This is a genomic window from Undibacterium sp. Ji83W, from assembly GCF_049340385.1.
Classification (GTDB): domain Bacteria; phylum Pseudomonadota; class Gammaproteobacteria; order Burkholderiales; family Burkholderiaceae_D; genus Undibacterium.
Genome location: NZ_JBMPOZ010000019.1, coordinates 110353 through 133211, shown reverse-complemented (window position 1 = coordinate 133211; position 22859 = coordinate 110353). Strand labels below are relative to the sequence as shown.

The 22859-nt window shown below is 48.6% G+C and carries 16 protein-coding genes and 1 riboswitch; of the genes, 13 read left to right on the top strand and 3 right to left on the bottom strand.

Annotated features, from left to right (window positions below):
* Positions 1–841: 841 nt before the first annotated feature.
* The 7 genes from ACO0LD_RS24580 to ACO0LD_RS24550 all read left to right on the top strand — a co-directional run bounded on the left by ACO0LD_RS24580 (position 842) and on the right by ACO0LD_RS24550 (position 8810).
* The gene (locus tag ACO0LD_RS24580) at positions 842–1423 is read left to right on the top strand and encodes a GspH/FimT family pseudopilin (RefSeq protein WP_423010866.1); all 582 of its coding nucleotides are present in this window, start codon (positions 842–844) and stop codon (positions 1421–1423) included.
* Between the two features lie 9 nt (positions 1424–1432).
* Positions 1433–1981, top strand: coding sequence for a type IV pilus modification protein PilV (gene pilV, locus ACO0LD_RS24575; RefSeq protein ID WP_423010864.1), 549 nt, complete (start codon positions 1433–1435; stop codon positions 1979–1981).
* Between the two features lie 15 nt (positions 1982–1996).
* Positions 1997–3028, top strand: a complete 1032-nt coding sequence (locus tag ACO0LD_RS24570) for a PilW family protein (protein ID WP_423010862.1) — start codon at positions 1997–1999, stop codon at positions 3026–3028.
* The gene (locus tag ACO0LD_RS24565; RefSeq protein ID WP_423010860.1) at positions 3025–3738 is read left to right on the top strand and encodes a pilus assembly PilX family protein; all 714 of its coding nucleotides are present in this window, start codon (positions 3025–3027) and stop codon (positions 3736–3738) included. Before ACO0LD_RS24570 ends, ACO0LD_RS24565 begins: the two co-directional genes overlap by 4 nt.
* A gap of 20 nt (positions 3739–3758) precedes the next feature.
* Positions 3759–7547 (top strand): pilus assembly protein, encoded by a 3789-nt coding sequence (locus ACO0LD_RS24560; RefSeq protein ID WP_423010858.1) that lies wholly within the window; start codon positions 3759–3761, stop codon positions 7545–7547.
* Positions 7548–7600: 53 nt separating this feature from the next.
* Positions 7601–8041 (top strand): type IV pilin protein, encoded by a 441-nt coding sequence (locus ACO0LD_RS24555; RefSeq protein WP_423010856.1) that lies wholly within the window; start codon positions 7601–7603, stop codon positions 8039–8041.
* Positions 8042–8135: 94 nt separating this feature from the next.
* On the top strand, positions 8136–8810 hold the full coding sequence (locus ACO0LD_RS24550; protein ID WP_423010854.1) for an energy transducer TonB: 675 nt from the start codon (positions 8136–8138) through the stop codon (positions 8808–8810).
* A gap of 99 nt (positions 8811–8909) precedes the next feature.
* Here the strand turns inward: ACO0LD_RS24550 and nrdR are convergent, their stop codons facing one another.
* A complete protein-coding gene (gene nrdR / locus ACO0LD_RS24545) occupies positions 8910–9362 on the bottom strand; it encodes a transcriptional regulator NrdR (RefSeq protein WP_423010852.1) in 453 nt (150 codons plus the stop codon).
* Between the two features lie 193 nt (positions 9363–9555).
* Positions 9556–10806: a serine hydroxymethyltransferase gene (gene glyA, locus ACO0LD_RS24540; RefSeq protein WP_423010850.1), complete on the bottom strand. Its 1251-nt coding sequence runs from the start codon at positions 10804–10806 to the stop codon at positions 9556–9558.
* 90 nt (positions 10807–10896) lie between these two features.
* Positions 10897–11042: riboswitch (ZMP/ZTP riboswitch) on the bottom strand.
* Positions 11043–11251: 209 nt separating this feature from the next.
* Here glyA and ACO0LD_RS24535 point away from each other — a divergent pair.
* The 6 genes from ACO0LD_RS24535 (at position 11252) to ACO0LD_RS24510 (ending at position 19829) form a co-directional block, all read left to right on the top strand.
* Positions 11252–12004, top strand: coding sequence for an SDR family NAD(P)-dependent oxidoreductase (locus ACO0LD_RS24535; RefSeq protein WP_423010848.1), 753 nt, complete (start codon positions 11252–11254; stop codon positions 12002–12004).
* Positions 12005–12156: 152 nt separating this feature from the next.
* The gene (ybgC, locus tag ACO0LD_RS24530; RefSeq protein ID WP_423010846.1) at positions 12157–12555 is read left to right on the top strand and encodes a tol-pal system-associated acyl-CoA thioesterase; all 399 of its coding nucleotides are present in this window, start codon (positions 12157–12159) and stop codon (positions 12553–12555) included.
* 72 nt (positions 12556–12627) lie between these two features.
* Positions 12628–13323, top strand: coding sequence for a protein TolQ (gene tolQ, locus ACO0LD_RS24525; protein WP_162040380.1), 696 nt, complete (start codon positions 12628–12630; stop codon positions 13321–13323).
* Positions 13324–13338: 15 nt separating this feature from the next.
* On the top strand, positions 13339–13782 hold the full coding sequence (locus ACO0LD_RS24520; RefSeq protein ID WP_186957070.1) for an ExbD/TolR family protein: 444 nt from the start codon (positions 13339–13341) through the stop codon (positions 13780–13782).
* A 10-nt stretch (positions 13783–13792) separates the two neighbouring features.
* Positions 13793–15673, top strand: a complete 1881-nt coding sequence (locus ACO0LD_RS24515; protein ID WP_423010844.1) for an autotransporter assembly complex protein TamA — start codon at positions 13793–13795, stop codon at positions 15671–15673.
* 139 nt (positions 15674–15812) lie between these two features.
* On the top strand, positions 15813–19829 hold the full coding sequence (locus tag ACO0LD_RS24510) for a translocation/assembly module TamB domain-containing protein (RefSeq protein WP_423010842.1): 4017 nt from the start codon (positions 15813–15815) through the stop codon (positions 19827–19829).
* Positions 19830–19934: 105 nt separating this feature from the next.
* Here ACO0LD_RS24510 and ACO0LD_RS24505 read toward each other — a convergent pair whose 3' ends face one another.
* Entirely contained in the window at positions 19935–22796 is a 2862-nt protein-coding gene (locus tag ACO0LD_RS24505; RefSeq protein ID WP_423010840.1) for a M16 family metallopeptidase, read from the bottom strand.
* Positions 22797–22859 lie beyond the last annotated feature (63 nt).

Sequence of the window (22859 nt, the reverse complement as noted above, 5' to 3'; positions counted from 1 at the left end):
TCCCGAACAGGACCGTGAAACGATTACGCGCCAATGATAGTGCTGCAACCAGTGTGAAAGTAGGTTATCGTCAGGCTTTTATTCCGCATACCCCCACTCATGAACTTGAGTGGGGGTTTTGCTTTTGCGCGAACGGAAAATGTTCCGGACCGCAGCAAACAAAAACAAGGTCAAGACCTCTCAACACAGAGGCACGGAGGAAGGAAAGGCTGCTTGCAAGCAGCCTTCGTTACGCAGGCGAACAGCATGCCGTTCGAATTTCCTGCCGCACCACAGGGTTCCACTGAGAAAGGCAAGAATAGAGAGAAATCTCTGCTTTTACTCTGGGGCTTTGGTTTTTTATCTGTTTGCAGGCCACACCGCTTCTCCGTCACTGAATCACTACTGTTGCCACGGCTCATCAACCAACGACGCTAGGCTCCAGCCTGCGCTGGAGCGACGATGTTTAGGCTAACTCTCTTGCAATCTGCACAACTGGCTGCCAGCATTACCAGTACTGCTGGTTAAGTGCTGGGGAGTTCAAGACAAGAGGTAGACCAGAACAGTGATTGCCAGTCGGGGATTGCTATGTTGATCCAGAGCTTATGCGTAATATTGATATACCGATTGTCTGATAAATGCCGCCATCCGTCCCTTTAAGAATGTTTGTTGTTCCTAAGCACGCTATTATGCTATTAATCGCTTGAGCAAGTTGCTATAGTGAATCTTATTTCACATACGGTTGCGTTAGTTAAAATCAATATTTATTTGTTATCAAGAGTTTAATATCAAATAATATCAACTAACTTTTAAGACTTGTCGTCACGCAATATTTCAACAGAAAGTTATTATGAAGGCTCTAATGAGCAAGTCAGATATCAATCAATTCAATCACAAAGAGCGGGGATTTACTCTTGTGGAGTTGTTGGTTGCTATTGCGATATTCGCCACCATAATGGCAATTGCCGTGCCAGGTGTCAGAGGATTTATTACTGGTGCTCGCATGAACGCGCAACCAAGTGACATTGTCGGGGCTATTAATTTAGCTCGTTCTGAAGCGGTCAAAAGGAATAGTGGCGTCACAATATGCAAAAGTGCAGATGGTGCTACTTGTGTGGCAGGAGGCAATAATTGGGCTGTTGGATGGATAGTCTTTGCCGATCCTGATTATAACGGGGTTGTAAATGCCGGTGAAACGGTGATCCGTGCTTATCCGATATTAAGCGGTAATACTACTGCTGTGGGCTCTGGTGGTGTTACACAAGGTATTACTTTTTCTGGAATGGGGCGATCGCTACCTACATTCGTTGGTGGGAAAATTACCATGTGCCCTGCGGCGGGTACTGATCAATCATACTGTCGAACTGTGTGTGTAAATTCACAGGGACGTCCCCGGGTTGATACGCCGACGGAATTGGCTGCTGATACTTATTGCGGAAATTAAAGGATCAAGATGTTATCTAAAACAAAATTGATTGCTAATCCAAAGCTAAAGCAGCAATTGGGTATTGCTATGGTTGAGATATTAGTGACTATGGTCATTTTTGCCATAGGTGCATTGGGCGTGGCTTCCATGCAAATAACTGCCTTAAAATTTAATAAAGAATCTTCTGTACGGTCACGAGCAACGCTGCTCTCGTTGGAGTTGTCTGACAGAATGCGCGCAAACATGACTGCCGTAAAAGCGGGTAATTACACCAGAAATTATGGTTACACAGCAGCTGTAGGTAATATACCGACCGCCCCTGGTTGTGGAAGTGGCTCAGAATGTAATTCAACGGACATGGCGACACGTGATTTGTCTGAATGGGTCAATGATGTTGCCAAGAGCTTGCCAGATGGTGCTGGTGCTTTGGTGCCAACGGCAAATAATGCGACAGCCTTCAATATAGTTGTTATGTGGAAAGAAAAGACTTTGGTTGATTCAAGTGCAACAGACCCATTGTGTCCTGCTCCAGCGGTTGTTGGTGTGCGTTGTTTGAACACGCCGTTTATTCCATAAATTAAAGGATAACAAATGACTCGTTCTGCCGTACACCGGGAATTTGGCTTCAGTATTTTGGAGCTGATGATTGCATTGACTATCGGACTTGTTATGACGGCTGCAGTAACAAGCCTGTATATCGCAAACACACGATCATTCAAATATCAAGATAGTGACTCACGCCAACAAGAAACCATGAGAGCCGCAATGGAAGTGCTCGGTTATCACATTCGCTTAGCTGGATTCGTTGATTCTGTGAATAATCCTGGGACGCGACAAAATTTGTTGCAGCCGGCTAATAAATCCTGGTTGTCGAAAAGCGATCCAGCCAGGACCAATTCAGATTTGTTGACAATGTATTTTGGAAATGCGCCTGAGTATAGTAGTGGAGCAAATAGGGTACATGGGATTATGGGATGCAAGGGGCTTTTTACTGCGAGTGCTGATCCATTGAAAATTGCCAACTGGACTTGTACAACGAGCGGGCCAAGTGCTTTGACGGTAGCGTATCAGGTACTTGATAGTGGCGAAGGTACCGCTGCAGGAATGGTTCAGGCAGCGTCCGCGGCTATTGATACTATGTCCGTTTACGATGCCAATACAGGGCGTGGAGCTGATTGTGGTGGCAATGATGTTAATTCTGCAACAGCGAGCCCGAAAGGACCTTTGGCTATCAATCAATTTTATGTTGATGTGACAAGCAAGCGCTTAATGTGTATTGGTAACGGCGATCCGACCAAACCTAAGCCGATCGCAGAAGGCGTGGAGGATATGTATATCCTTTACGGTATTGCACCTTTAGTTGTCAGTACTACTGTTCCAGGGGACAGTGCTGTAGCGCAATATGTGACAGCAGACAACGTAACCGATTGGTCTCGAGTTTTATCAGTGCGAGTATGCCTGCAAACAGTCTCTACTGCTAAGAATGTATCGCCTGGTGTGACAAATTATGTTAACTGTAAGGGGGTGAATACACCTTTACCTGACTTACTTTACCGTCAAGTGGCACGTACAACCTTTGCGTTGCGCAATAATATACTTACCTCTCCGGATGTGCTGCCATGAGCTCATTAAGCCTGAAATCACGTTCTCGACCAAATCAAATCGTTATTCAACGTCAGCGCGGTATCTCTCTTGTGCTGACCGTGGTATTGCTATTGGGATTGTCTTTATTGAGTCTGTCGGCTATGCAAAGCAGTACTTTGCAAGAACGCATGTCAAATAATTTGCGTGATCGTAATATCGCTTTGCAAGCAGCTGAACTTGCTCTGCGTGATGCCGAACGTGATCTTGCAAGTTTATTGGCTGATAATGCGACTTTTTGTCCAGGTGGCGGGGCTGCTGGTAGTGTAACTTGTCGCCCTGTTTCTGCACGACCTGATGACACTAACCTCAGAGATGGCTTTTGGGTGTGGACAACTACCATGCGCCAGACCTGGACTCCTGATTGTGTTGATGGACAATGCTTGCCTTTGGATAATGCAACAGCTGCCGTACCAGTTTGGGATGACACTGCTGCAAACTGGGCTCCGCAAACTGGGTCAACGGGCACTAACCCAACCACTCCTTACGGCAAATATACTGGCGCGACAGCGATACCAAATGTCGCCGCGCAGCCAAGATATATCATGGAAATTTTCCCGCCTGGTGGACTCATTCCTGATTTTGCCGGGACGACTGGTTCTGCACGTGTAGCTATTCGAATTACCGTGCGTGCAGTTGGACAAAACCCCAATACTGTTGTGATATTGCAGAGCGTAGTTGCTCCTCATTGACTTAAATATTGTCTGGAGAAATGATGAATACCCATTCTTCGCCTAGCGCGCTTCTTAAAAAAGTAGTGCTCGGCTGTTTTATCGGAGCTTTGACAGCGGCATCAAATGCTGCAGGTATAACGCCGTCCAAAATGCCTTTGGAAAATATTGATCGGGCATTATCCAATGTTGTGTTGGCACTGTCTGTGGAATTTCCTACGGGGGATGCGGCAAGTTATGCGGCAGCCAATGCTGCATCATCTTCACCAACATACTCGTCTGCTACGACCTACTATGGCTATTTTGATCCATTAAAATGCTATTCGTACAGTGCGGTTACCTTTTACTTTTCGCCTAGCGCTTGCACAAATGGTACCTTTAAAGGCAATTTGCTGAATTGGGTATCGATGGCCAATCTGGATCAGTTTCGGCAAATTCTGACAGGTGGTAACCGAATTATTGATATACCAGGAACAACAGTATTGCAGCGGGCTTACAACGATACCCAAAGTAACACCTCAAGCTATTTCCCGAACCGGTCGGCAACTACGACTGATGCGAACATAGCAACACAGCAGACCTATCGTAGCGCAAACATGGGGGATAAAATGCTGGTGCAGGCAGGCGCAAACGTGACGGTAACTAATTTGTCAACTGCGCAAATGGCTACTGATACCTGTTCGCAATTGGTAACTGACTATAAGGCAGCTAACAACAACAACAATCCTGCCTGGACTTGTTATCATGTTCGCGTAAAGGTGTGTGACAAGGTTGCCGGGCTCGAGACAAACTGCGCAGACTACACCAAAACCGGCGGGACTTATAAACCTGAAGGTTTGATGCAGCAATATAACCAAAATATGCGTTTTTCCGCATTTGGATATTTAAATGATCCTGCGCAATCAAGACAAGGAGCTGTGCTTCGTGCGCGGATGAAGTCGGTAGGTCCAACAGTTGCTGATCCGATTGCCATCTCAACTGCCAATCCAAAATTGGAATGGAGTGCCACTACAGGTGTGTTCACTAGTAATCCTGATAGTGTTGATCAGGCTGCCACAACGGGTGCCACTAATAGTGGCGTTATCAATTACCTGAATCAGTTTGGCTATGCCAGCGGATATAAAGGCTATGACCCTATGGCTGAATTGTATTATGAGTCACTGCGCTATTTAAGAAAGATAAGCCCGACACCGCAAGCCATCGCGGCCCCAACTGCCGCAATGGCAGATGGATTTCCAGTAATTAATTTTGATGCAACGGTTGCCGCCAATGATCCTGTAACCAGTTCTTGCCAGCAGAATTTCATTGTTACTATTGGTGACGTTAATAATTGGTGTGACACCAGGGTGCCTGGCGGTAGTGCTAACTGTGGAGGTGTAGTACCAGCAGAGAGTCCGCCATCTCCTGGCACGGCAGTTAATTTTGCGACTTGGGCTAATTCAGTGGCAACACTTGAGGCTAATGGCGGCATTACTGCTTCTTCCTCACCTGGTCGATCTGCTGGCTGGTATCTGGGTGGTATGGCTTATTGGGCCCACGTTAACGATATTCGCCCAGACAAGGCTGCGCAGCGTATTTCGGGCAAAAAACAGACGGTCACGAGCTTCTTTGTTGACGTCATGGAACCTTTTAACGGTCAAAATCCAGTGCAGACAGGGGCAACGGTAACACCTATGTTTACTGCTGCCAAATATGGCGGTTTTGATCCAACTCTGACACAAGCGCCTTACACTGATCCCAACCTGCAAGCGACAGGCAGCTTGATAAAATCTTGGGATAAGGATGGTAACGGTACGCCAGATAATTGGTATGCAGGCAATGATCCTGTTGGATTAAAGACTGGTTTGAGCAATGTGTTTCAGCAAATTGTTGCAGCAGGTAGTTTGGGAGATGGTGCTGCACCGGCAACATCCGGTGTATCGATCGCGACAGCCAAAGAAATTTATTATGCAAGCTATTCTTTGATTAATGGCGGTCGTGGCGCAGTAAAAGCATGTGGATTTAATGTTCCTATTGCCACTTGTGATGCTACCCCAACATGGGATGCTGCGGCTTGGCTGGATCCAACGGCGGCTACGGCATATTCCACCTACCAAACTGATACAGCCCGTCAAATTATTAGTCGTTCCGGCGGTGCTGGTGTTGCTTTTAAATATGCTAATTTGTCAGGAACAGACAAAGCAGCAATGGACATCAATACAACGACAGGGCTCACTGATACCCCAACATTATTGGGTGTTGACAGAGTTAATTACATACGAGGTGATTCATCCAAAGAGTCTAACAAGGTCGGGGGCATATTCAGGACCCGTCTTAAAACCAAATTGGGTGACATTGTTGGGTCAGGCCCGGTATATGTAGGTGCACCAAATGCACTTTATGCGGGCGATGCATTCACCGGGTATTCTGCATTTATTGCTGCTAACGTAAACAGGAAACCAGTTATTTATGTAGGGGCAAATGATGGCATGTTGCATGCTTTTGATGCTTCGACGGCAGGTAAAGGTAAGGAACTGTTTGCCTATGTTCCAGGTAAGTTTTTGGAGATCGATCCAGCTACTTCAGCGCCAAAAATTTCAGCTTTGACAACGCTTACTTATACACACGAGTTTTATGTGGATTCGACACCGATGATCGGTGATGTAAAGTTGAGTGGCGGTTGGGCGACATTATTGGTTGGTAGTTATGGCGCTGGTGGCAAAGGTTACTTTGCACTTGATGTTACTGATCCTACTAAATTTACTGAGACATATGCATCTTCGATTTCCAAATGGGAATTCTCTGATAGTGCTGCGCCGACGGATATGGGCTATAGCTATAATCAGCCTGCACAAAGTCCTATCTCTGGACAGGTCTTGCAAATTACCAAGATCCCTGATGGAACGGCAAATGGCAGGTGGGCGGTTATCGTTGGCAATGGCTTTGGTAGCACTAGCGGAAAAGCAGTCTTGTACATGCTTGACCCTAATGACGGTTCGGTAATTAACAAAATAGTGGTTGAAGGATCTTTGGGTGACAATGGCCTGGCAACACCACTGCCAGTCGCTACACAAGGCGGTGGTTGGGTAGACACTATCTGGGCAGGGGATTTGAAGGGGAATATGTGGCGTGTGCGGTGGGATACCAGCGACAACACATGGAAAACTTCCAAGGTATTTGCAGGTAGTGCTACGCAACCTATCACGGCTGCACCTGCAGTGGCACCGCATGCTTTGGTACCTGGCGCATGGGCAGTTGTTTTTGGCACAGGAAAATATATGGAAAGGGCAGATTACAATACAACTGTTCAGCAGACAGTATTTGGATTCGCCGATACTTTCTCAGCAACACCAATTACAAAAGCTGACTTGGTGGCACAAACGGTCACTTCCACAACTGCGGCAGATGTCAATACCGGAGATTTTTTCAGAACTACCTCGTCTAATGCTGTCAACTTCGCGAGCAAGAAAGGCTGGTATTTTGATATGCCAAATACGAACGGCGAGCGCAGTATCGTGAACTCGATTATGCCTGCAGATACGGGTATTGTACTGGTCAGCTCGTTTACACCTGCAACCGCTTGCTTGCCAGGCACTGGATATGTGAATATCTTTAATGCATACAGTGGCGCTGCTGTAGTAGATAATACTTCAGGTACTCCCGTCACGATCAGCAGTTGGGGAGGCTTGGGAATGGGGATACCATACTTCAGTTCTGTGGTGTCAAGCGGCAAGAAAACCATTGTAAAAGTTGGTGGCGCAAGGGTTGGTTACACTGGCGGACTCGCAGGGGTTGAATTAAACAAATCTGCTGTAACAGGTGTAAGGTTTTCTTGGCGGCAAATTCGCTAAGCCTTTATGCAAGCCCCCGGATGCTTCGGGGGCATTTAATTTTGGAATAGATCATGTACAAAAAATCGAGTGGTTTTACCCTGATAGAATTGTTAATCGTTGTAGTTATTATTGGCCTTATTACTGCTGTCGCACTTCCTAACTATAGAGAATATGTTATGGCCGGCAATAGAAACGCCGCTAAAGGTGACTTGCTTGAGTTGCAGCAATGGATGGAGCGAAATTACTCACTCACAAACAGTTATGCAGTCTTGCCAGCAGGCACGGCGTTGACTACAGCGCAGCTCCCTTTCAATACAACGCCAAGATCATCAGCAAAGACAAACTATAATTTATCCTTTACTGCCAATCCCACATCAACGGCCTTTACTTTGCAAGCTGTGCCTGTAAATGGACAAGTCAACGATACGACTTGCAGCACCTTGACCTTGACTAGTGCTGGCGTCCGTGGAGCAACTGGATCTGGTGGTGCTTCAACGTGCTGGAATAAATAAGACAGTGATCAATGCGTATTTATGTGCCTTGGAACTAACCTTTAGAATGAAGGAGTCAATGAGAGGTAAGTAAGTGGTATCGCAATTCAAATCCATGCGTTATATTTTTAAAAGAAACGAGGTTTTGCGCCCCGCCATCGCATTCGGACTTTCATTGGTAATGCATGGCTTATTGGTTTTTCTCATCATGGGTAAAAACCCTCAGAATGGTGGTGCTGATAGGGTGATGGCAAACTTGGATGTTGCCAAGCCCTTGGAAGTTAGCATCATAAGTTCTGACACTTCGCAATCAGATACACCGCAAGTCGCCAATAAGACTCCTTCTGATGCAAATCTGCAATACAAAAATCAACTGGATAGATTTAGAAAGGTGCAAGTTCAGCGCAATAGTGTTCCGATTTTGGTACAAAATGCGAATTTGCGAACCTATTATCATCATATTGAAGAGTTGACCACCCCTCCAATTGTGCAGGATAACGTGGAACCTAGCGTTAATCTTACTTTGACCATGGATGAGGTTCCAGAAAAACCCCTGCAACTACGTCTGCTAGTCAACGAAAATGGTGATATTGACGACATCGAAATTGAGGAGAGCAAATTATCAGAAGAAGCCACACGAATTGTGAAGGAGCAATTTTTAAAAATGAAATTTGCGCCGGGTTTGATTGGCGACTTTGCTGTAAAGAGTCAATTTGTAATTGAGGTATCACTCAGCGCTGCAGCTCGCCGACCTGAATTTATTGAAGTGTCCAGAAAAGTCCTTCGATAATCGATTTCCCCTTAATCGTATTTCAATAATTGAAAATGACATTCTGCATGGGTTTACTGTAGATACATTCCGGTATAAATAGATATAACTATTTGCAGGTCAGCTCTTCCTGACCTCTTGTATCGCCTCGGCGAATTCCGATACATCTTCGAAGCTTTTGTACACAGAAGCGAAGCGGATGTAGGCGATTTTGTCGAGGCGTTTCAATTCGCGCATGACCAGTTCACCCAGGTGACCGGACATGACTTCGCGCTCTCCGCTGGATAATAATTTTTCTTCTATTCTTTGTATGGCTGTTTCGACAGCTTCGGCTGATACCGGGCGCTTGCGCAGGGCCAGCATCAGGCTGGCGCGCAGTTTGGCGGTTTCGTATTCTGTGCGGCTGCCGTTTTTCTTGACGATGACGGGCATCACCAGTTCTATACGCTCATAGGTGGTAAAGCGCTTGTCACAGTCGGCGCAACGGCGACGACGGCGGATGACATTACCTTCTTCTGAAACGCGGGTGTCGATGACCTGGGTGTCATCGTGGTGGCAAAATGGGCATTTCATGGCGTATAGAGATCCGTTAATTTACTGGCTTACTTACTTATAGGCTTAGTGCTTGCTTATTCTATTGCTTTTATAAAAAAGCCACTCGTCTGAGTGGCTTTTTATTGTGCTTCCAGAGCCTGCTTATTTCAGTTTGCTTGGTTCAGCCTGATTTTAAGCCTGATGAATTAAGCTTGATATTAAACTTGATGAATTAAGCTTGATACACCGGGAATGCATCAGTCAATTGTTTGACCTCAGCCTTCACACGTTCTATCGTCGCTGCATCATGTGGATTATCGAGTACATCCGCAATTAAATTACCTACTTTAACGGCTTGTTCTTCCTTGAAACCACGGGTAGTGAAAGCTGGGCTACCCAAACGGATACCAGAAGTGACCATAGGCTTTTGCGGATCATTAGGAATGCCGTTCTTGTTGCAAGTCATGTGAGCAGAACCCAGGATGGCTTCCGCTTCTTTGCCCGTCAGACCTTTAGGACGCAGGTCAACCAGCATCACATGAGATTCAGTACGGCCAGAAACGATACGCAGGCCACGTTCAGTCAAAGTGTTTGCCAGTGCAGCAGCATTCTTGACGACTTGTTCCTGATATGCCTTGAACTCTGGCGTCAGCGCTTCTTTGAATGCAACTGCTTTACCAGCGATAACGTGCATTAACGGGCCACCTTGCAAACCAGGGAAGATCGCAGAATTGATCTTCTTGGCAATCGCTTCGTCATTCGTCAAAATGATACCGCCACGTGGGCCGCGCAGGCTCTTATGAGTCGTGGATGTGACTACATCAGCGAAAGGCACAGGATTAGGATACGCACCCGCAGCGATCAGGCCAGCATAATGCGCCATGTCGACCATGAAGTAAGCGCCGATTTCTTTGGCGATTTTGGAGAAGCGCTCAAAGTCTATGCGTAGCGCAAATGCGGAAGCACCGGCGATGATCAGTTTTGGTTTGGCTTCGCGTGCCAGTTTTTCCATGGCATCGTAGTCAATATCTTCTTGCTCATTGAGGCCATAAGACACGACATTGAACCATTTGCCGGACATATTCAAAGGCATGCCGTGGGTCAAGTGACCGCCTTCAGCCAGGCTCATGCCCATGATGGTATCGCCTGGGTTCAGCAAGGCAAAGAATACGCCCTGGTTGGCCTGTGAGCCAGAGTTAGGTTGTACATTGGCAAAATTGGCGTTGAACAATTGCTTGAGGCGGTCAATAGCCAGTTGCTCGACTACATCCACATGTTCGCAACCGCCGTAATAGCGTTTGCCTGGATAGCCTTCAGCATATTTGTTGGTCAACTGGGAGCCCTGGGCTTCCATGACGGCTGGGGAGCAATAGTTTTCAGAGGCGATCAACTCGATATGCTCTTGTTGACGGACGTTTTCTTTTTGTATCGTAGCAAACAGTTCTGGATCTACGTTGGCGAGGGTATGATTTTTTGCAAACATGGCGGTTCCTGATTATTCCTGTAAATAAACAATGATTGTTGTTAATGAGGTGTCTGAAACGGATATGGGGCAGCCTCATTGCTTTTACCATCAGGCTACCCAGGCGCACGGCTGGAGTCAGATTGACTCCGAAATCTCACGCTTCCCGATGGATCTCCATCTTTGGCCAGAATTCTTGCTCGTCGGAATTACAAAAGAGAGCAGAGTTGGCCGTTTCGCCAGTCACGTGAAATGAAATGGTGACTAGATTTTACGTGATGGTGTTTGAATGGGCAAGTGTCAGAGTTGCTATTGGAAAAATTAATTTTCACACAAGTATGTATCTCGAAATTTTAGGCGCTCAAGTATTGGATGAGTATTGGATGACAAAAGCACTTAAAATAGTATGTATTGAGGCTGATAAGTCAGCTAGACAAATTACCTACAAAAACTTAAGGAATTCAGCATGATCGTATTAATCACAGGCGCAAGTTCAGGTTTTGGTGAGGAAATGGCGCGTAAGTTTGTCCGCGAAGGGCATAAAGTCATCGCCGCCGCCCGTCGCACTGACAGACTGGACGCCTTGAAAGCTGAACTCGGTTCAGCCTTGTTACCAGTCACACTGGATGTGACCAGCAAAGATTCCATCAAGCAGGCTTTGGCAGGTTTGAGCGCTGAATGGAAAAATATTGATGTGCTGGTCAATAATGCCGGTCTTGCCTTGGGGACTGAGCCTGCCCATCTGGCTTCCCAGGATGAATGGGATACCATGATAGATACCAATACCAAAGGTCTGGTGACAGTCACCAGAGCAGTCTTGCCAGACATGGTGGCACGTGGTACTGGTACGGTCATCAATATAGGCTCAGTGGCTGGTGAAACTCCTTACCCGGGCGGTAATGTGTATGGTGCCACCAAAGCCTTTGTAGACCAGTTCACCCGCAATTTGCGTGCTGACCTGGTTGGTACAGGAGTGCGTGCCACTAATATTGCGCCTGGCCTCTGTGGCGGCACTGAATTTTCCAATGTACGCTTCCGTGGCAACGACGATGCTGCGGCCAAGGTGTATGAAGGCACAGTACCACTGACCGCTGTTGATATCGCTGAAACAGCCTACTGGATAGCAACTTTGCCTGCGCATGTGAATATCAATCACATAGAGATGATGCCTGCTTGCCAGGGTTATGGGCCACTGGTCATCAAGCGCACGACGGCGTGATCTTCAAACAGTTCTTGAGAAGCTGACTTGCTCTGCTTGCTGCCAACTATGATGGCAGCAAGCTTTTCTCGAACGCCGCGCGCGCTTTATCCTGCTGGCTTTGAGTGACAAAGAGTAAATATACGCACCTGATAGCTGGTAAAGTTTATACTATGAAAACAGAATTTGTATGGTCGGTCAGGGTCTACTATGAAGACACTGACGCAGGTGGTATCGTTTTTTATGCGAATTACCTGAAGTTTTTTGAACGAGCCCGCACTGAGTGGCTCAGGGCAGCAGGCGTCAACCAGCAGCAAATGGCCGACGAGCATGGCCTGATGTTTGTCGTCAAAGCGACCGCAGTCGAGTATCATGCACCCGCCAGGCTTGACGATGAACTAAGACTGACGGTTGTGGTCGAAAAGCTGGGCAGGGCATCTGTACAGTTTGTACAAGAAGCCTGGTGTGGCCAGCGTTTGCTGGCCTCAGGCAAGATCAAGGTGGGCTGTGTCAGCAAGGCTGAAGTCAAACCGGCTGCTATTCCTGCTGAAGTGCTGGCAAAGATAGGCTGAGATTTAGGCTGAAATTATTTATTTTAGGGCTGCAAAAATCTGCCCGGTGTTTTGTTTTTGAATTGATTCAATATGACTGTTACCCAAGACCTCTCATTTTTAAGTCTGATCACGAATGCCTCTATTCTGGTGCAACTGGTCATGGCGCTGTTATTAGGCGTCTCACTGACGAGCTGGACTTACATCTTCAGCAAAATGTTCGCCATCAAAAAAGCCCGTGGACAAACTGAAGAGTTTGAACGCAATTTCTGGTCTGGCGGCAACCTGGTTGATCTGTATGCAGCGGCGACCAATAGCCGTCGTACTGGCCGCGACACCAGTGGCGCGCTTGAGCGCATATTTGAAGCGGGCATGAGTGAATACCACAAAGTAAAGACAGCCAATAAAACCACGCTGGATGCCACAGCCATGCTGGATGGTGCCCGTCGTGCCATGCGCGCGTCTTACCAGCGTGAAATGGATTTGCTGGAGTCGCACCTGTCCTTTCTCGCTTCCGTTGGTTCTGTCTCACCGTATATTGGCTTGTTCGGCACCGTCTGGGGCATCATGAACTCTTTCCGTGGTCTGGCGAATGTGCAGCAAGCAACACTGGCTGCCGTAGCACCAGGTATTGCCGAGGCACTGATTGCTACCGCGATAGGCTTGTTTGCCGCTATCCCTGCTGTGCTGGCCTATAACCGCTATTCCCATGATATAGACAGGCTGGCGATACGCTTTGAAACCTTTATCGAGGAATTCTCCAACATTCTCCAGCGTCAGTCACGCTAGGAAGAATGAAATAGCATGAGTACCCTGCGTGGCGAACGTAAACGCAAATTCAAGGCAGAGATCAACGTCGTTCCGTATATCGACGTGATGCTGGTGCTGCTGGTGATTTTCATGGTGTGCGCACCGATGACCAATCCCAGCGTCATCAACCTGCCCACCGCCGGACAATCGACCCAGCCGCCGTCTGATTACATAGAAATCACTTTGCGACCCGATGCAGCTTCAACCATCAGCATCAATAGCAAAGCCGGCAGCAATGGCAATAACCGCCAGGAAAGCAAGGAAGAAGCAAAAGACCGCAAGCAACTGATGCAAAAACTGCGCGAGTATCATGATGCCAAACCCGAATTGTCCGTCTTGGTATCTGCTGATAAAGGCATGATTTATGACGAGGTCATACAAGTGATTTCAGAAGCAAAAAAATTGGGTATTAATCGCGTTGGTCTGGCGACCAAGTGAGTTTCTTCAGATGCAGATAAGACTGCGCCCGCAATTGATATTGTTTTGTGCTGCTGGTTTATGTAGCGCGGGTTTGGTGAGGGCGCAGCAGCCAGCACAAGCGGTGCAAATTGAAGTGCCAGCCGCCGTCGTGCCTGCAGCACCAGATACAGATAACGAAGCCAGCACCAGTGGTGCTACTGGTGCCAGCAGTGGCCGCCTGCAACTGGCTGCAGCCAAATCACATTGGGCTGATTTGCTGAGGGAGCATATCCCGGAATTTTCCAGCAATGCCGAAGCGCAAAATATTACTCCGGCACTGATCAAAAGATTGCGTCTGGATATCAGCAATATCCTTGCCACCGAAGGTTATTTCTCGCCGCAAATCCAGTTTGAAAATCCCGATCAGACTGCAGCTACAGCTACAAGCACGGCCAATAAAATCATCCACGTCACCGTGGAAGCAGGTCAGCGCACCCTCATAGAGAATGTATCGCTAAAAGTGCTTGGACCCATGGCTGATGCCATAGATGCCGGTGATAAGGCAGTCATCAAAAGACGGCGTGCCCTGCAAGAAGACTGGGGTCTGGCCGTAGGCCAGCCATTCCGTGATGCTGACTGGAGCGACTCCAAAACGCATCTGTTGGAAAGCCTGCGTGCAGATGCTTATGCATCGGCCAGTATGACTTCCAGCGAGGCAAAAATCGATGCTGACCAGCATAGCGGCATCCTGCAAGTGGAAGTCGATAGTGGCCCGGTATTTACTCTGGGTGAAGTGCGCGTTACTGGTTTGCAGCGTTATCCATCCTGGCTGATAGAGCGTTATCAGGCTCCGCAAAAAGGCGAAGTATATTCTCGTTCGCGCTTGCTGGATTTTCAGCGCTCTTTGCAAAACTCTGCCTACTTTGCGACCGTAGCTGTAGGTATAGACCCTGACCCGGCAAAAGCCGATGCCATACCTGTAGATGTGACTGTGGTTGAACGCCAGGCACGTGACCTGAGCTTTGGCCTGGGTTATAGCACCAACACCGGTTACCGTAGTGAGATTGCCTACCGTGACCGCAATATCTTCGACCAGGCCTGGGATTTGCGCAGCGCTGTCAGGCTGGAACAACGCCGCCAACTTGGTTACGTCGATATATACCTTCCACCCAGGGAGAGCAAATTCCTCGATTCTTTTGGCGTTCTGGTGGAGCGTGAAGATATCGCTGGTGTGCGCTCCAGTCGCAGTGCCCTGGGCGTAAAACGCACCAGTACGCGCGGTCATCTGGAACAGCGCCTGGGCTTGAATATCGTCAGGGAAAAAATTTCTCCAGATGGTGAGGCAGAAGAAGTCAACAAGGCACTGGTTGCCAGCATAGGCTGGACCTGGCGTGATGTTGATCAGCCTTTCGATCCCCGTAAAGGCCAGATTTTGCAATTTGATCTTGCTGCCTCTGAAAAGGCATTGTTTTCTGATCAGCGCTTCATCCGCAGCTACGCCAAATACCAACGCTGGATACCTGTGCGCAAAACAGATACCGTGATCTTGCGCGCAGAACTTGGCGCCGTTTTTTCCAAAGATGAAGAGGGTATCCCTGAAGACTACCTGTTCCGCACCGGTGGCAGCACTACTGTGCGCGGCTATGGCTATCAAACCCTGGGCATACAGCACATAGGCAGCACCCGTGGTGGCCGCGTGATGGCAACTGCCAGTGCAGAATATGTGCACTGGCTGAACTCTTCATGGGGCGCTGCGACTTTTCTCGATGTGGGCAATGCCGCTGACAACTTTCGTGAGTTGAGTTTGAAGCAGGGCGTGGGTGTGGGTGCGCGCTACAAAACCCCCGCAGGGCCGATTGCACTTGATCTGGCTTATGGTCGCCAGACAAAAAAAGTCAGGCTGGATTTTTCTATTGCCATTGCGTTCTGATATGAGTGCAAACGAAAAAAATCAGACGGAGAAAAATCTGCCCGCTAAAAAAAAGCGCAGTCATGTGCGCCGACTAAGTTGGTTGACGCTCAAGCTGCTTCTGATATTGCTCGTGGTGAGTACTCTCGCTTTCGTCTGGATGTACAAAACTGAAAGTGGCACCAGAACCGCACTGGCCCTGATAGAAAATATCAGCCTCGGCAGCCTTAAATTCAGTGGCGTGCAAGGTACTTTGGATGGCGAACTCAAGCTCGATGAATTCAGCTTCATCTCACAGGATCTGCATATCAACGGTAGCGCTATTTCTTTGCAGTGGCGGCCAATTGCCTTATGGCGACGCCACGTCGATATCACCGGCCTGCAATTAAGTGCTTTGACGGTCGCCAGCAGGCCCAGTAAAAAAGCCGTCAGCGTCCCCGTTGATATTGGCCTGCCCTTTAGCCTGAGTGCGCCAAAGCTGGCACTGGGGCGCTTGCATATCGCTACCCTGGCTGACGGTGGCAAACAAATAGAAACCCTGAAGCTCAGCGCACTGACTGGCAGTTTTTCGTATCAGGACAAGCAGTACAAAGCACAAACTGCACTGAGCAGCCCCTGGGGTAATTTGAAAGGCGACGCTGATTTGGCCAGCCTAGCGCCTTTCAAACTGAATAGTCGTCTGAGCCTGCAAGGCCAGGTTCAGGAAGGCATACCGCCTGTCATCTTGCAAGGTGCAGTCTCGGGCAGCTTGCAGGATATGCACGTTGCAGTGGATGCAGCGCTGGACAGCGTAGCTGATAAGAATATCCAGAATAAAAATCTTCAAGGGCATGCCAAGGGGCGTATTAGCGCATTTACAGCGCCGTATATACGTGAACTGGACATTGATGTCCAGCATTTTGACCCGTCTGCATGGCAGACGAATGCGCCGCATGCAGACTTGCGCATACTCACGCAATTGACGCCAGTCACAGATGAAAAAAATACTGAAAAAAACGCGAAAAAAAATACTGTATTTGGTTTGACTGGTCCAATCAATATTCAAAATAGCCAGGCTGCCAGCATCAATAAGCAAGGCTTGCCAGTGCAATCCTTGAGCACAAAACTATTCTGGCAAGGCCAGCATCTGAGTCTGACAGACCTGGCGGTGCAACTCGCTGGCAAGGGCAAGTTGCAAGGTGAGGCCGATGTCAATTGGCAGGCGGCACAACTTCAGGCTGACCTGAAGCTCAACCTGGCCAATATCGACCTGAATCAAATCGACCAGCGCCTGCATGTCAGCAATATACAAGGCAAGTTTTCTGCACAGACTGCAAAAGATAAAAGCGTCAAGCTGCAAGCAAAGTTGCAGGATGCGCGCGCCAGCCTGAATGCAGATGCCACTTATCAGCACGAAAAACTGCTCTTGAACCTGGATAAGTTTGATTTGCAGGCACAAGACGCACACTTGCAAGGCGCTGGTGATATCAGCTTCGCTGGCAAGCAGGTATTCAATGTAAAAGCGAGCCTCAAAGATTTTGATCCGGCACGCTGGATGGCGACACCAGCAGGCCGTTTGCAGGCAGATTTCAGTGCCCATGGCCAACTCTCACCTCGCCTGGATGTACAAGTCAATCTGCAGCAATTGCAGGGACAATATGCAGGCCAGGCTGTGCAGGCGGGCATGGATATGCGCTGGCTGCAAGACCAACAGCTACAAGTCAAACAGCTTGATCTGCGCTTTGGTAAAAATATCCTGACCGGGCAAGGCAACTGGGGTGGAGCAGACGATGTATTGAAATTGAATATTGATGCCCAGGATTTAAGTCACCTCAACCCCTTGCTCAGTAATTGGGAGCTGGCACTCGGTGGTAACCTGAAAGCAGATGCCGTATTGCGCGGCCGCTTCAATGAGCCTGCAGGCAGCCTGGATGCCTTGGCACAGCAAGTCAGCATCAAGCGCGGCAAGCAGCAATTCAGCATTGCGGAATTGAAGTCGCGCCTGAATCTGGCAAATGGTATCAAAGGACAATTTGATGGTGAAATTGTAGCCAGGCATGTAGGTGGTGATTTGCCGGCATGGGGTGCAACAGCCAACAACCCGGACAAGCTGGAACAATTGAGCCTGAAATTACAGGGAAGGCGCGATGCCCATAAGCTGAGCCTGGAAACCATCTTCCCTAACAAACAAACACTCAATCTGGTCGCCAATGGCAGCATGCAAGCCGATTCAAAAAGTGATACTGCCTGGTCATGGAATGGTCAATTGCAGGCATTGAACTTGAATGGCAGACCAGATGTGCGTCTGCAAAGCTCAGCACCCCTGCAAGTATCTGCGCAAGCAGTACGACTGGGGAGCTTAACACTGCAAAGTGCACTTGGTAGCTTGCAATTGGACGAATTGGAATGGACGCCAGCGGCACTTAAAACCAAAGGACAAGTCAGTGATGTACATGTGTTAGACATCGCCAATCTCTTGTACCCACAAAATGCGGTTACAGGTAATCTACGCTTGAACGCACAATGGAAGCTGCAATTAACTGAGCATGCGCTGGGCGAAATTAAACTGCAACGCCAGAGTGGTGATTTGCGGTTTAATGACCCTGAAGGAACTGGTACCTCAGTCGCGCTGGGCATACGCGATGTGCAATTGCAAATGAAGCTGGGCGGTCTGGTCGCTGGCACGGATGGTGAAAGCCTGAACCTTGATCTGGTCGCTGATGGTAGCCGCCTGGGGCAGTGGCAAGTCAAGGCGAATACACAGTTAAGCAAACAAAACGATGCCTGGACAATATTGGCAAGCGCGCCACTCGGCGGGCAAATCACGGCAGCCGTGCCTGATCTGCAATGGCTGGGGCCTTTCATCAATCCAGGTGTGGTGCTCAAAGGCAAACTGAATGCGGATGCACGCCTGTCTGGCAGCATAGGCAAGCCAGGCTATCGTGCCACTCTGGCCGGGCGTGAAATGGAAATCGCCTTTGCGTCCGAAGGCTTGCTCTTGCCCAATGGTAGCTTTGATGCGCAGATAGAAGACAAGCATCTGAAAGTGAGTAATCTGCAATTCTCCAACACAGTCACCAATATGCCGCGCCATGCGCAATTCCGTGATGAAAACTGGATAGGCAAGAAGGGGGAATTCAAAGCCAGTGGCGATATAGATATAGGCAAGGAAACTGGTAGCATACAGGCGCAATGGACTCAGTTTCCACTCTTGCAGCGCAAGGACAGGTGGTTGGTAGTCTCTGGTCAGGCAAATATCGTCGAAGCCAATAATATCTGGAGCCTGACCGGCAAAGTGCTGGCTGATGGTGCTTACTTCAGGTTGCCAAAATTACCGCCCCCCAGTCTGTCCAGTGATGTCGTCGTCATACGCAAGACTGACAAGGCTGTAGCGAAGGCGGCAGAAGCAGACAGTAATCGAAAAAGCTTGAAAACCCGCGTCGATGTCAGTTTCGATATGGGCCCACGCTTTGTCTTCGTTGGCCGTGGTCTTGATACCGGCCTGGAAGGCAGCCTGCGCCTGCGTTCCAGTGATGGCAGCCCGTTGCAGGCAAATGGCTCCATACGCACTGTGAAGGGTGTTTATGAAGGCTACGGCCAGCAATTGGCGATAGAGCGCGGTATATTGAATTTCCAGGGGCCACCTGCCAATCCAGGTCTGAATATCCGCGCCCTGCGCAAAGGTTTGCCTGTTGAAGCCGGGGTAGAAGTGGTAGGCACGGTCAGCGCGCCGCAAGTCAGACTGGTGTCTGAGCCGGACGTGCCTGATGCAGAAAAACTCTCGTGGCTGGTATTGGGACGAGGCTCAGATCAACTTGCCAGTGGTGATGCATCGTTACTGATGTCGGCAGCCACCGCGATATTTGGTGGTGATGGCAGTCGCAATGTGCCTCGCGACATTGTGCAAGGACTGGGTTTTGATGAGTTCTCGATAGGCTCATCCTCAAACGGTTCAACCAGCCGCTTGCCAATACAGACCATTGCGGGTTCCACCGGCACCAGCAATGCCAGCACGGATCAGGTAGTCAGCGTCGGCAAACGCATCATGCCGGGGCTGGTATTGTCAGTAGAGCGTGGCTTGTCAGATGCCAGTGGCGGCATCAAGCTGAGCTGGCAACTGACCAGACGCATCAGTATCACGGGCCGCACCGGCACTGAGTCTGCGGTGGATGTGAATTACACCTTCTCCTTCAATTAAAGCAAGCTGAAAAAGAGGCGGGGAGGCAATCTTGATGGATTGCCTCCCCGCGTTTTATGTTGCCGATGCTGCCAATATTGCCGACGTCGCTGCCGATATTACTTATTACTTGGCTTCTTTTTTCTGCTCAGGATACATCACGATCTGCGCATAATTCTGGAAGTTGAAATAACGCTGCGCTGCCTCTTTGATCTGCAATGGTGTAAGAGCGCGTATGCGTTTTTCCACCGTCAATATCGCTTCAGCTTCGGTTTTGTAATAGACGGCATTTTGCAAATGGTTCAGCCAGTTTTCATTACTGCGCAATTCTTGCTGGTGATCTTTCAGCCAGGATTGCTTGACCTTATTCAGGTCTTCCAGTTGCGGGCCAGATTGCTGTATTTTTTTGATCTCAGCAAATAATCCTGCTATGACCTTGTCCACATTCTCAGGACTGCAAGGCAATTCAGCATCTATGCTGTACCTGTTTTGTGGAATACGTTCAAAAGAACCATTCAGGCCACCGCTGTAAATCAAGCCCTGTTTTTCGCGCAGCACATCTATGATCTTCAGGTTCAAGATATCCACCATGGCATGGAAGCGGGCATTTTCTTCGCGTGTATAAGTCGATGGCCCGGTGAAACTCAATACCACCGTACTTTTCTCTTCATTACCGGCCCGGACTTCTTTCTTGACGACGCCTTGTACTGGATTGATATGCAAATCCTGATACTCGGTCTTGATGTCAGTATTAGGTAAGCTGGCCAGATAAGTTGCAATTAGCGGCTTGATCTTGTCCAGTTCAAAACTGCCTACAAAAATAAAATGCAAGTCCTTGGCGCTACCAAAGCGGGATTGATAAATTTCTATACTTCGGTCCAGCGAAATTTTGTCAAAATCTTCAACCTTGGCCAAGTGCGCAACACGTGGATGGTCTTTATAAATAGTCGTCGTAATTGCTTCCGAGAAGATAGCTTCAGGACGTGCCCAGGTATTTCTTGCCAATTCTTTTTGCGAACTGATCAGTGACTGGAACAGGGCTTCATCCCTGCGCGGGCTGGTCATGCGCAGATACAGCAATTGCAGCATGGTTTCCACGTCGTTGCTGCTGGATACCGCACCTATGCTCTCAGAATAATTATCCATGCTGGTTCGGACATTGGCCGACTTGCCAGCAAGGGTTTCCTGCAAGTCTTTCTGGCTGAAATTAGCCATGCCCATGCCCCAGACCACAGGATTACTATAATAAACATTAAAATAATCTGCATCAGCAAACAAGGACATGCCACCAGCACGGCGTGCACTCATCAAGACCTGGTCATTCTTGAAGTCGGTCTTTTTCAAGGTCACTTTCACGCCATTGGATAAAGTCATTTCTACCAGACCCAACAGTTTGTTTTCTTTTTCAGAAACGATCTGGCCGGGTTTGGGAAGTGTCGTCATCAGGCTGGTACTGGCCGCTTTTTCTGTGCGGGCCTGCAATGGTTTTTGCTCTGCCAGCGCTGTCATGCTCAGCAAATCTGCTTCGCTTGGTATGCTCTCGCCAGCCTTGTTGGAACCTACGTAAAACGCCAGCCTGATACTGTCATCCGGTGTTGCTTTTTTTGCGAACTGGTTCATTTCTTCCAGCGAAATACCTTCAGCAAATTCCTTGAAATACAAGTATTCATTCTTGATGCCGGGGATAGGTTCATTGGTCAGGAAATTACGTATGTATTCTGCTGCAAAGGTCGCAGAGTTGGACTTGCTGCGCTCATTGAACATGCTTTCATATTCACGGGCTTCGATTTTCTTGGCACGGTCAAACTCGGCTGCCGTAAAACCAAATTGACGTATGCTGTTTTTCTCTTGCATCAAGGCATCCAGCGCTGGCTGTATGCCTGCCTGTGACAACATCGCTGTCGAGATGAATGAGTCATAGCCCGGCACTACCTGCTCGCTACCGGCAGAGGCACCCAGGAAAGGTGGGGTGGCCTGCTCAATCAATGCTCCCAGACGGCGGTTCAGCATGGATTTGTAAAAACCGGCGATGATATCTTGGCGGTAATCAGCGATGACATCATGGGCGGGCTGTTTTGTCAGCGGGTAGCGCAGCATCAGTAAATTGTTGGTGGCTTCTTTATCCGTAATCACCATCGCCTTGGACACGGTGTTTTTTGGTATGCTGATTTCTGGCCTGACGCGGGCAGGCACGGGATTTTGCAGGCCTGAAAAATACTTGCGTATCATCTTCTCTGCTTCTGCAGGCTGTACATCGCCAATGACGACGACTGCCATCAGGTCTGGCCTGTACCAATCCTTGTAAAAGCGACGCAGGGCATCATGCTTGAATTGCTTGATGATGTCTTCTTTACCTATGGGCAGGCGCTCTGCATATTTTGAACCATTGAATACCTCAGGCAAAAACTGGCGCATCATGCGGTCATTTGCTCCTTTGCCCAGCCGCGCTTCTTCCAGGATAATGCCGCGCTCCTTGTCGATATCGACAGCCTTCATTTCCACGCCTTGCGCCCAGTCAGCCAATACCTGAAAGCCGGTTTTCAAATACGCTGGTTTGTCGGTAGGAATAGGCAGGATATATACGGTCTCATCAAAGCTGGTATAGGCATTCAGGTCGGCACCAAATTTCACGCCTATCGACTGCAGGTAAGAAATCAGCTGATGCTTTTTAAAATGCTTGGAGCCATTGAATGCCATATGCTCAGTAAAATGCGCCAGGCCTTGCTGATCATCATCTTCCAGCACCGAACCGGCTTTTACTACCAGACGCAATTCCACTTTCTTTTGTGGATTATCATTTTTCTGGATATAGTAAGTCAGACCATTGTCCAGCTTGCCCCGCTTTAAATCGGGGTTGATGGGCAGGGGATCATTCAGTTTTATCTCTGCCAGCGCGGGCAGGCTTATCGCCAGCAAGAGCAGGCTGACGACCAGCCTTTTGGCAGGAGTGGATGATTTTGCTACTAAAGTATCAAGGGTATTCGGCATAGATAGCGGCACAGGCTAGACAAAAATGCCAGTGTACCCTGTTGGCGGAAGGCTGGTGGGATG

What these genes read in the sequence shown, in the direction of transcription:
- pilV (WP_423010864.1), top strand. Translation starts at nt 1,433, where the DNA reads ATGTTATCTAAAACAAAATTGATTGCTAATCCAAAGCTAAAGCAGCAA.
- glyA (WP_423010850.1), bottom strand. Translation starts at nt 10,806, where the DNA reads ATGTTTGCAAAAAATCATACCCTCGCCAACGTAGATCCAGAACTGTTT.
- ACO0LD_RS24505 (WP_423010840.1), bottom strand. Translation starts at nt 22,796, where the DNA reads ATGCCGAATACCCTTGATACTTTAGTAGCAAAATCATCCACTCCTGCC.
- ACO0LD_RS24550 (WP_423010854.1), top strand. Translation starts at nt 8,136, where the DNA reads ATGCGTTATATTTTTAAAAGAAACGAGGTTTTGCGCCCCGCCATCGCA.
- ACO0LD_RS24565 (WP_423010860.1), top strand. Translation starts at nt 3,025, where the DNA reads ATGAGCTCATTAAGCCTGAAATCACGTTCTCGACCAAATCAAATCGTT.
- ACO0LD_RS24560 (WP_423010858.1), top strand. Translation starts at nt 3,759, where the DNA reads ATGATGAATACCCATTCTTCGCCTAGCGCGCTTCTTAAAAAAGTAGTG.
- ACO0LD_RS24520 (WP_186957070.1), top strand. Translation starts at nt 13,339, where the DNA reads ATGAGTACCCTGCGTGGCGAACGTAAACGCAAATTCAAGGCAGAGATC.
- ACO0LD_RS24580 (WP_423010866.1), top strand. Translation starts at nt 842, where the DNA reads ATGAGCAAGTCAGATATCAATCAATTCAATCACAAAGAGCGGGGATTT.
- ACO0LD_RS24535 (WP_423010848.1), top strand. Translation starts at nt 11,252, where the DNA reads ATGATCGTATTAATCACAGGCGCAAGTTCAGGTTTTGGTGAGGAAATG.
- tolQ (WP_162040380.1), top strand. Translation starts at nt 12,628, where the DNA reads ATGACTGTTACCCAAGACCTCTCATTTTTAAGTCTGATCACGAATGCC.
- ACO0LD_RS24515 (WP_423010844.1), top strand. Translation starts at nt 13,793, where the DNA reads ATGCAGATAAGACTGCGCCCGCAATTGATATTGTTTTGTGCTGCTGGT.
- ACO0LD_RS24510 (WP_423010842.1), top strand. Translation starts at nt 15,813, where the DNA reads ATGTACAAAACTGAAAGTGGCACCAGAACCGCACTGGCCCTGATAGAA.
- ACO0LD_RS24570 (WP_423010862.1), top strand. Translation starts at nt 1,997, where the DNA reads ATGACTCGTTCTGCCGTACACCGGGAATTTGGCTTCAGTATTTTGGAG.
- ybgC (WP_423010846.1), top strand. Translation starts at nt 12,157, where the DNA reads ATGAAAACAGAATTTGTATGGTCGGTCAGGGTCTACTATGAAGACACT.
- ACO0LD_RS24555 (WP_423010856.1), top strand. Translation starts at nt 7,601, where the DNA reads ATGTACAAAAAATCGAGTGGTTTTACCCTGATAGAATTGTTAATCGTT.
- nrdR (WP_423010852.1), bottom strand. Translation starts at nt 9,362, where the DNA reads ATGAAATGCCCATTTTGCCACCACGATGACACCCAGGTCATCGACACC.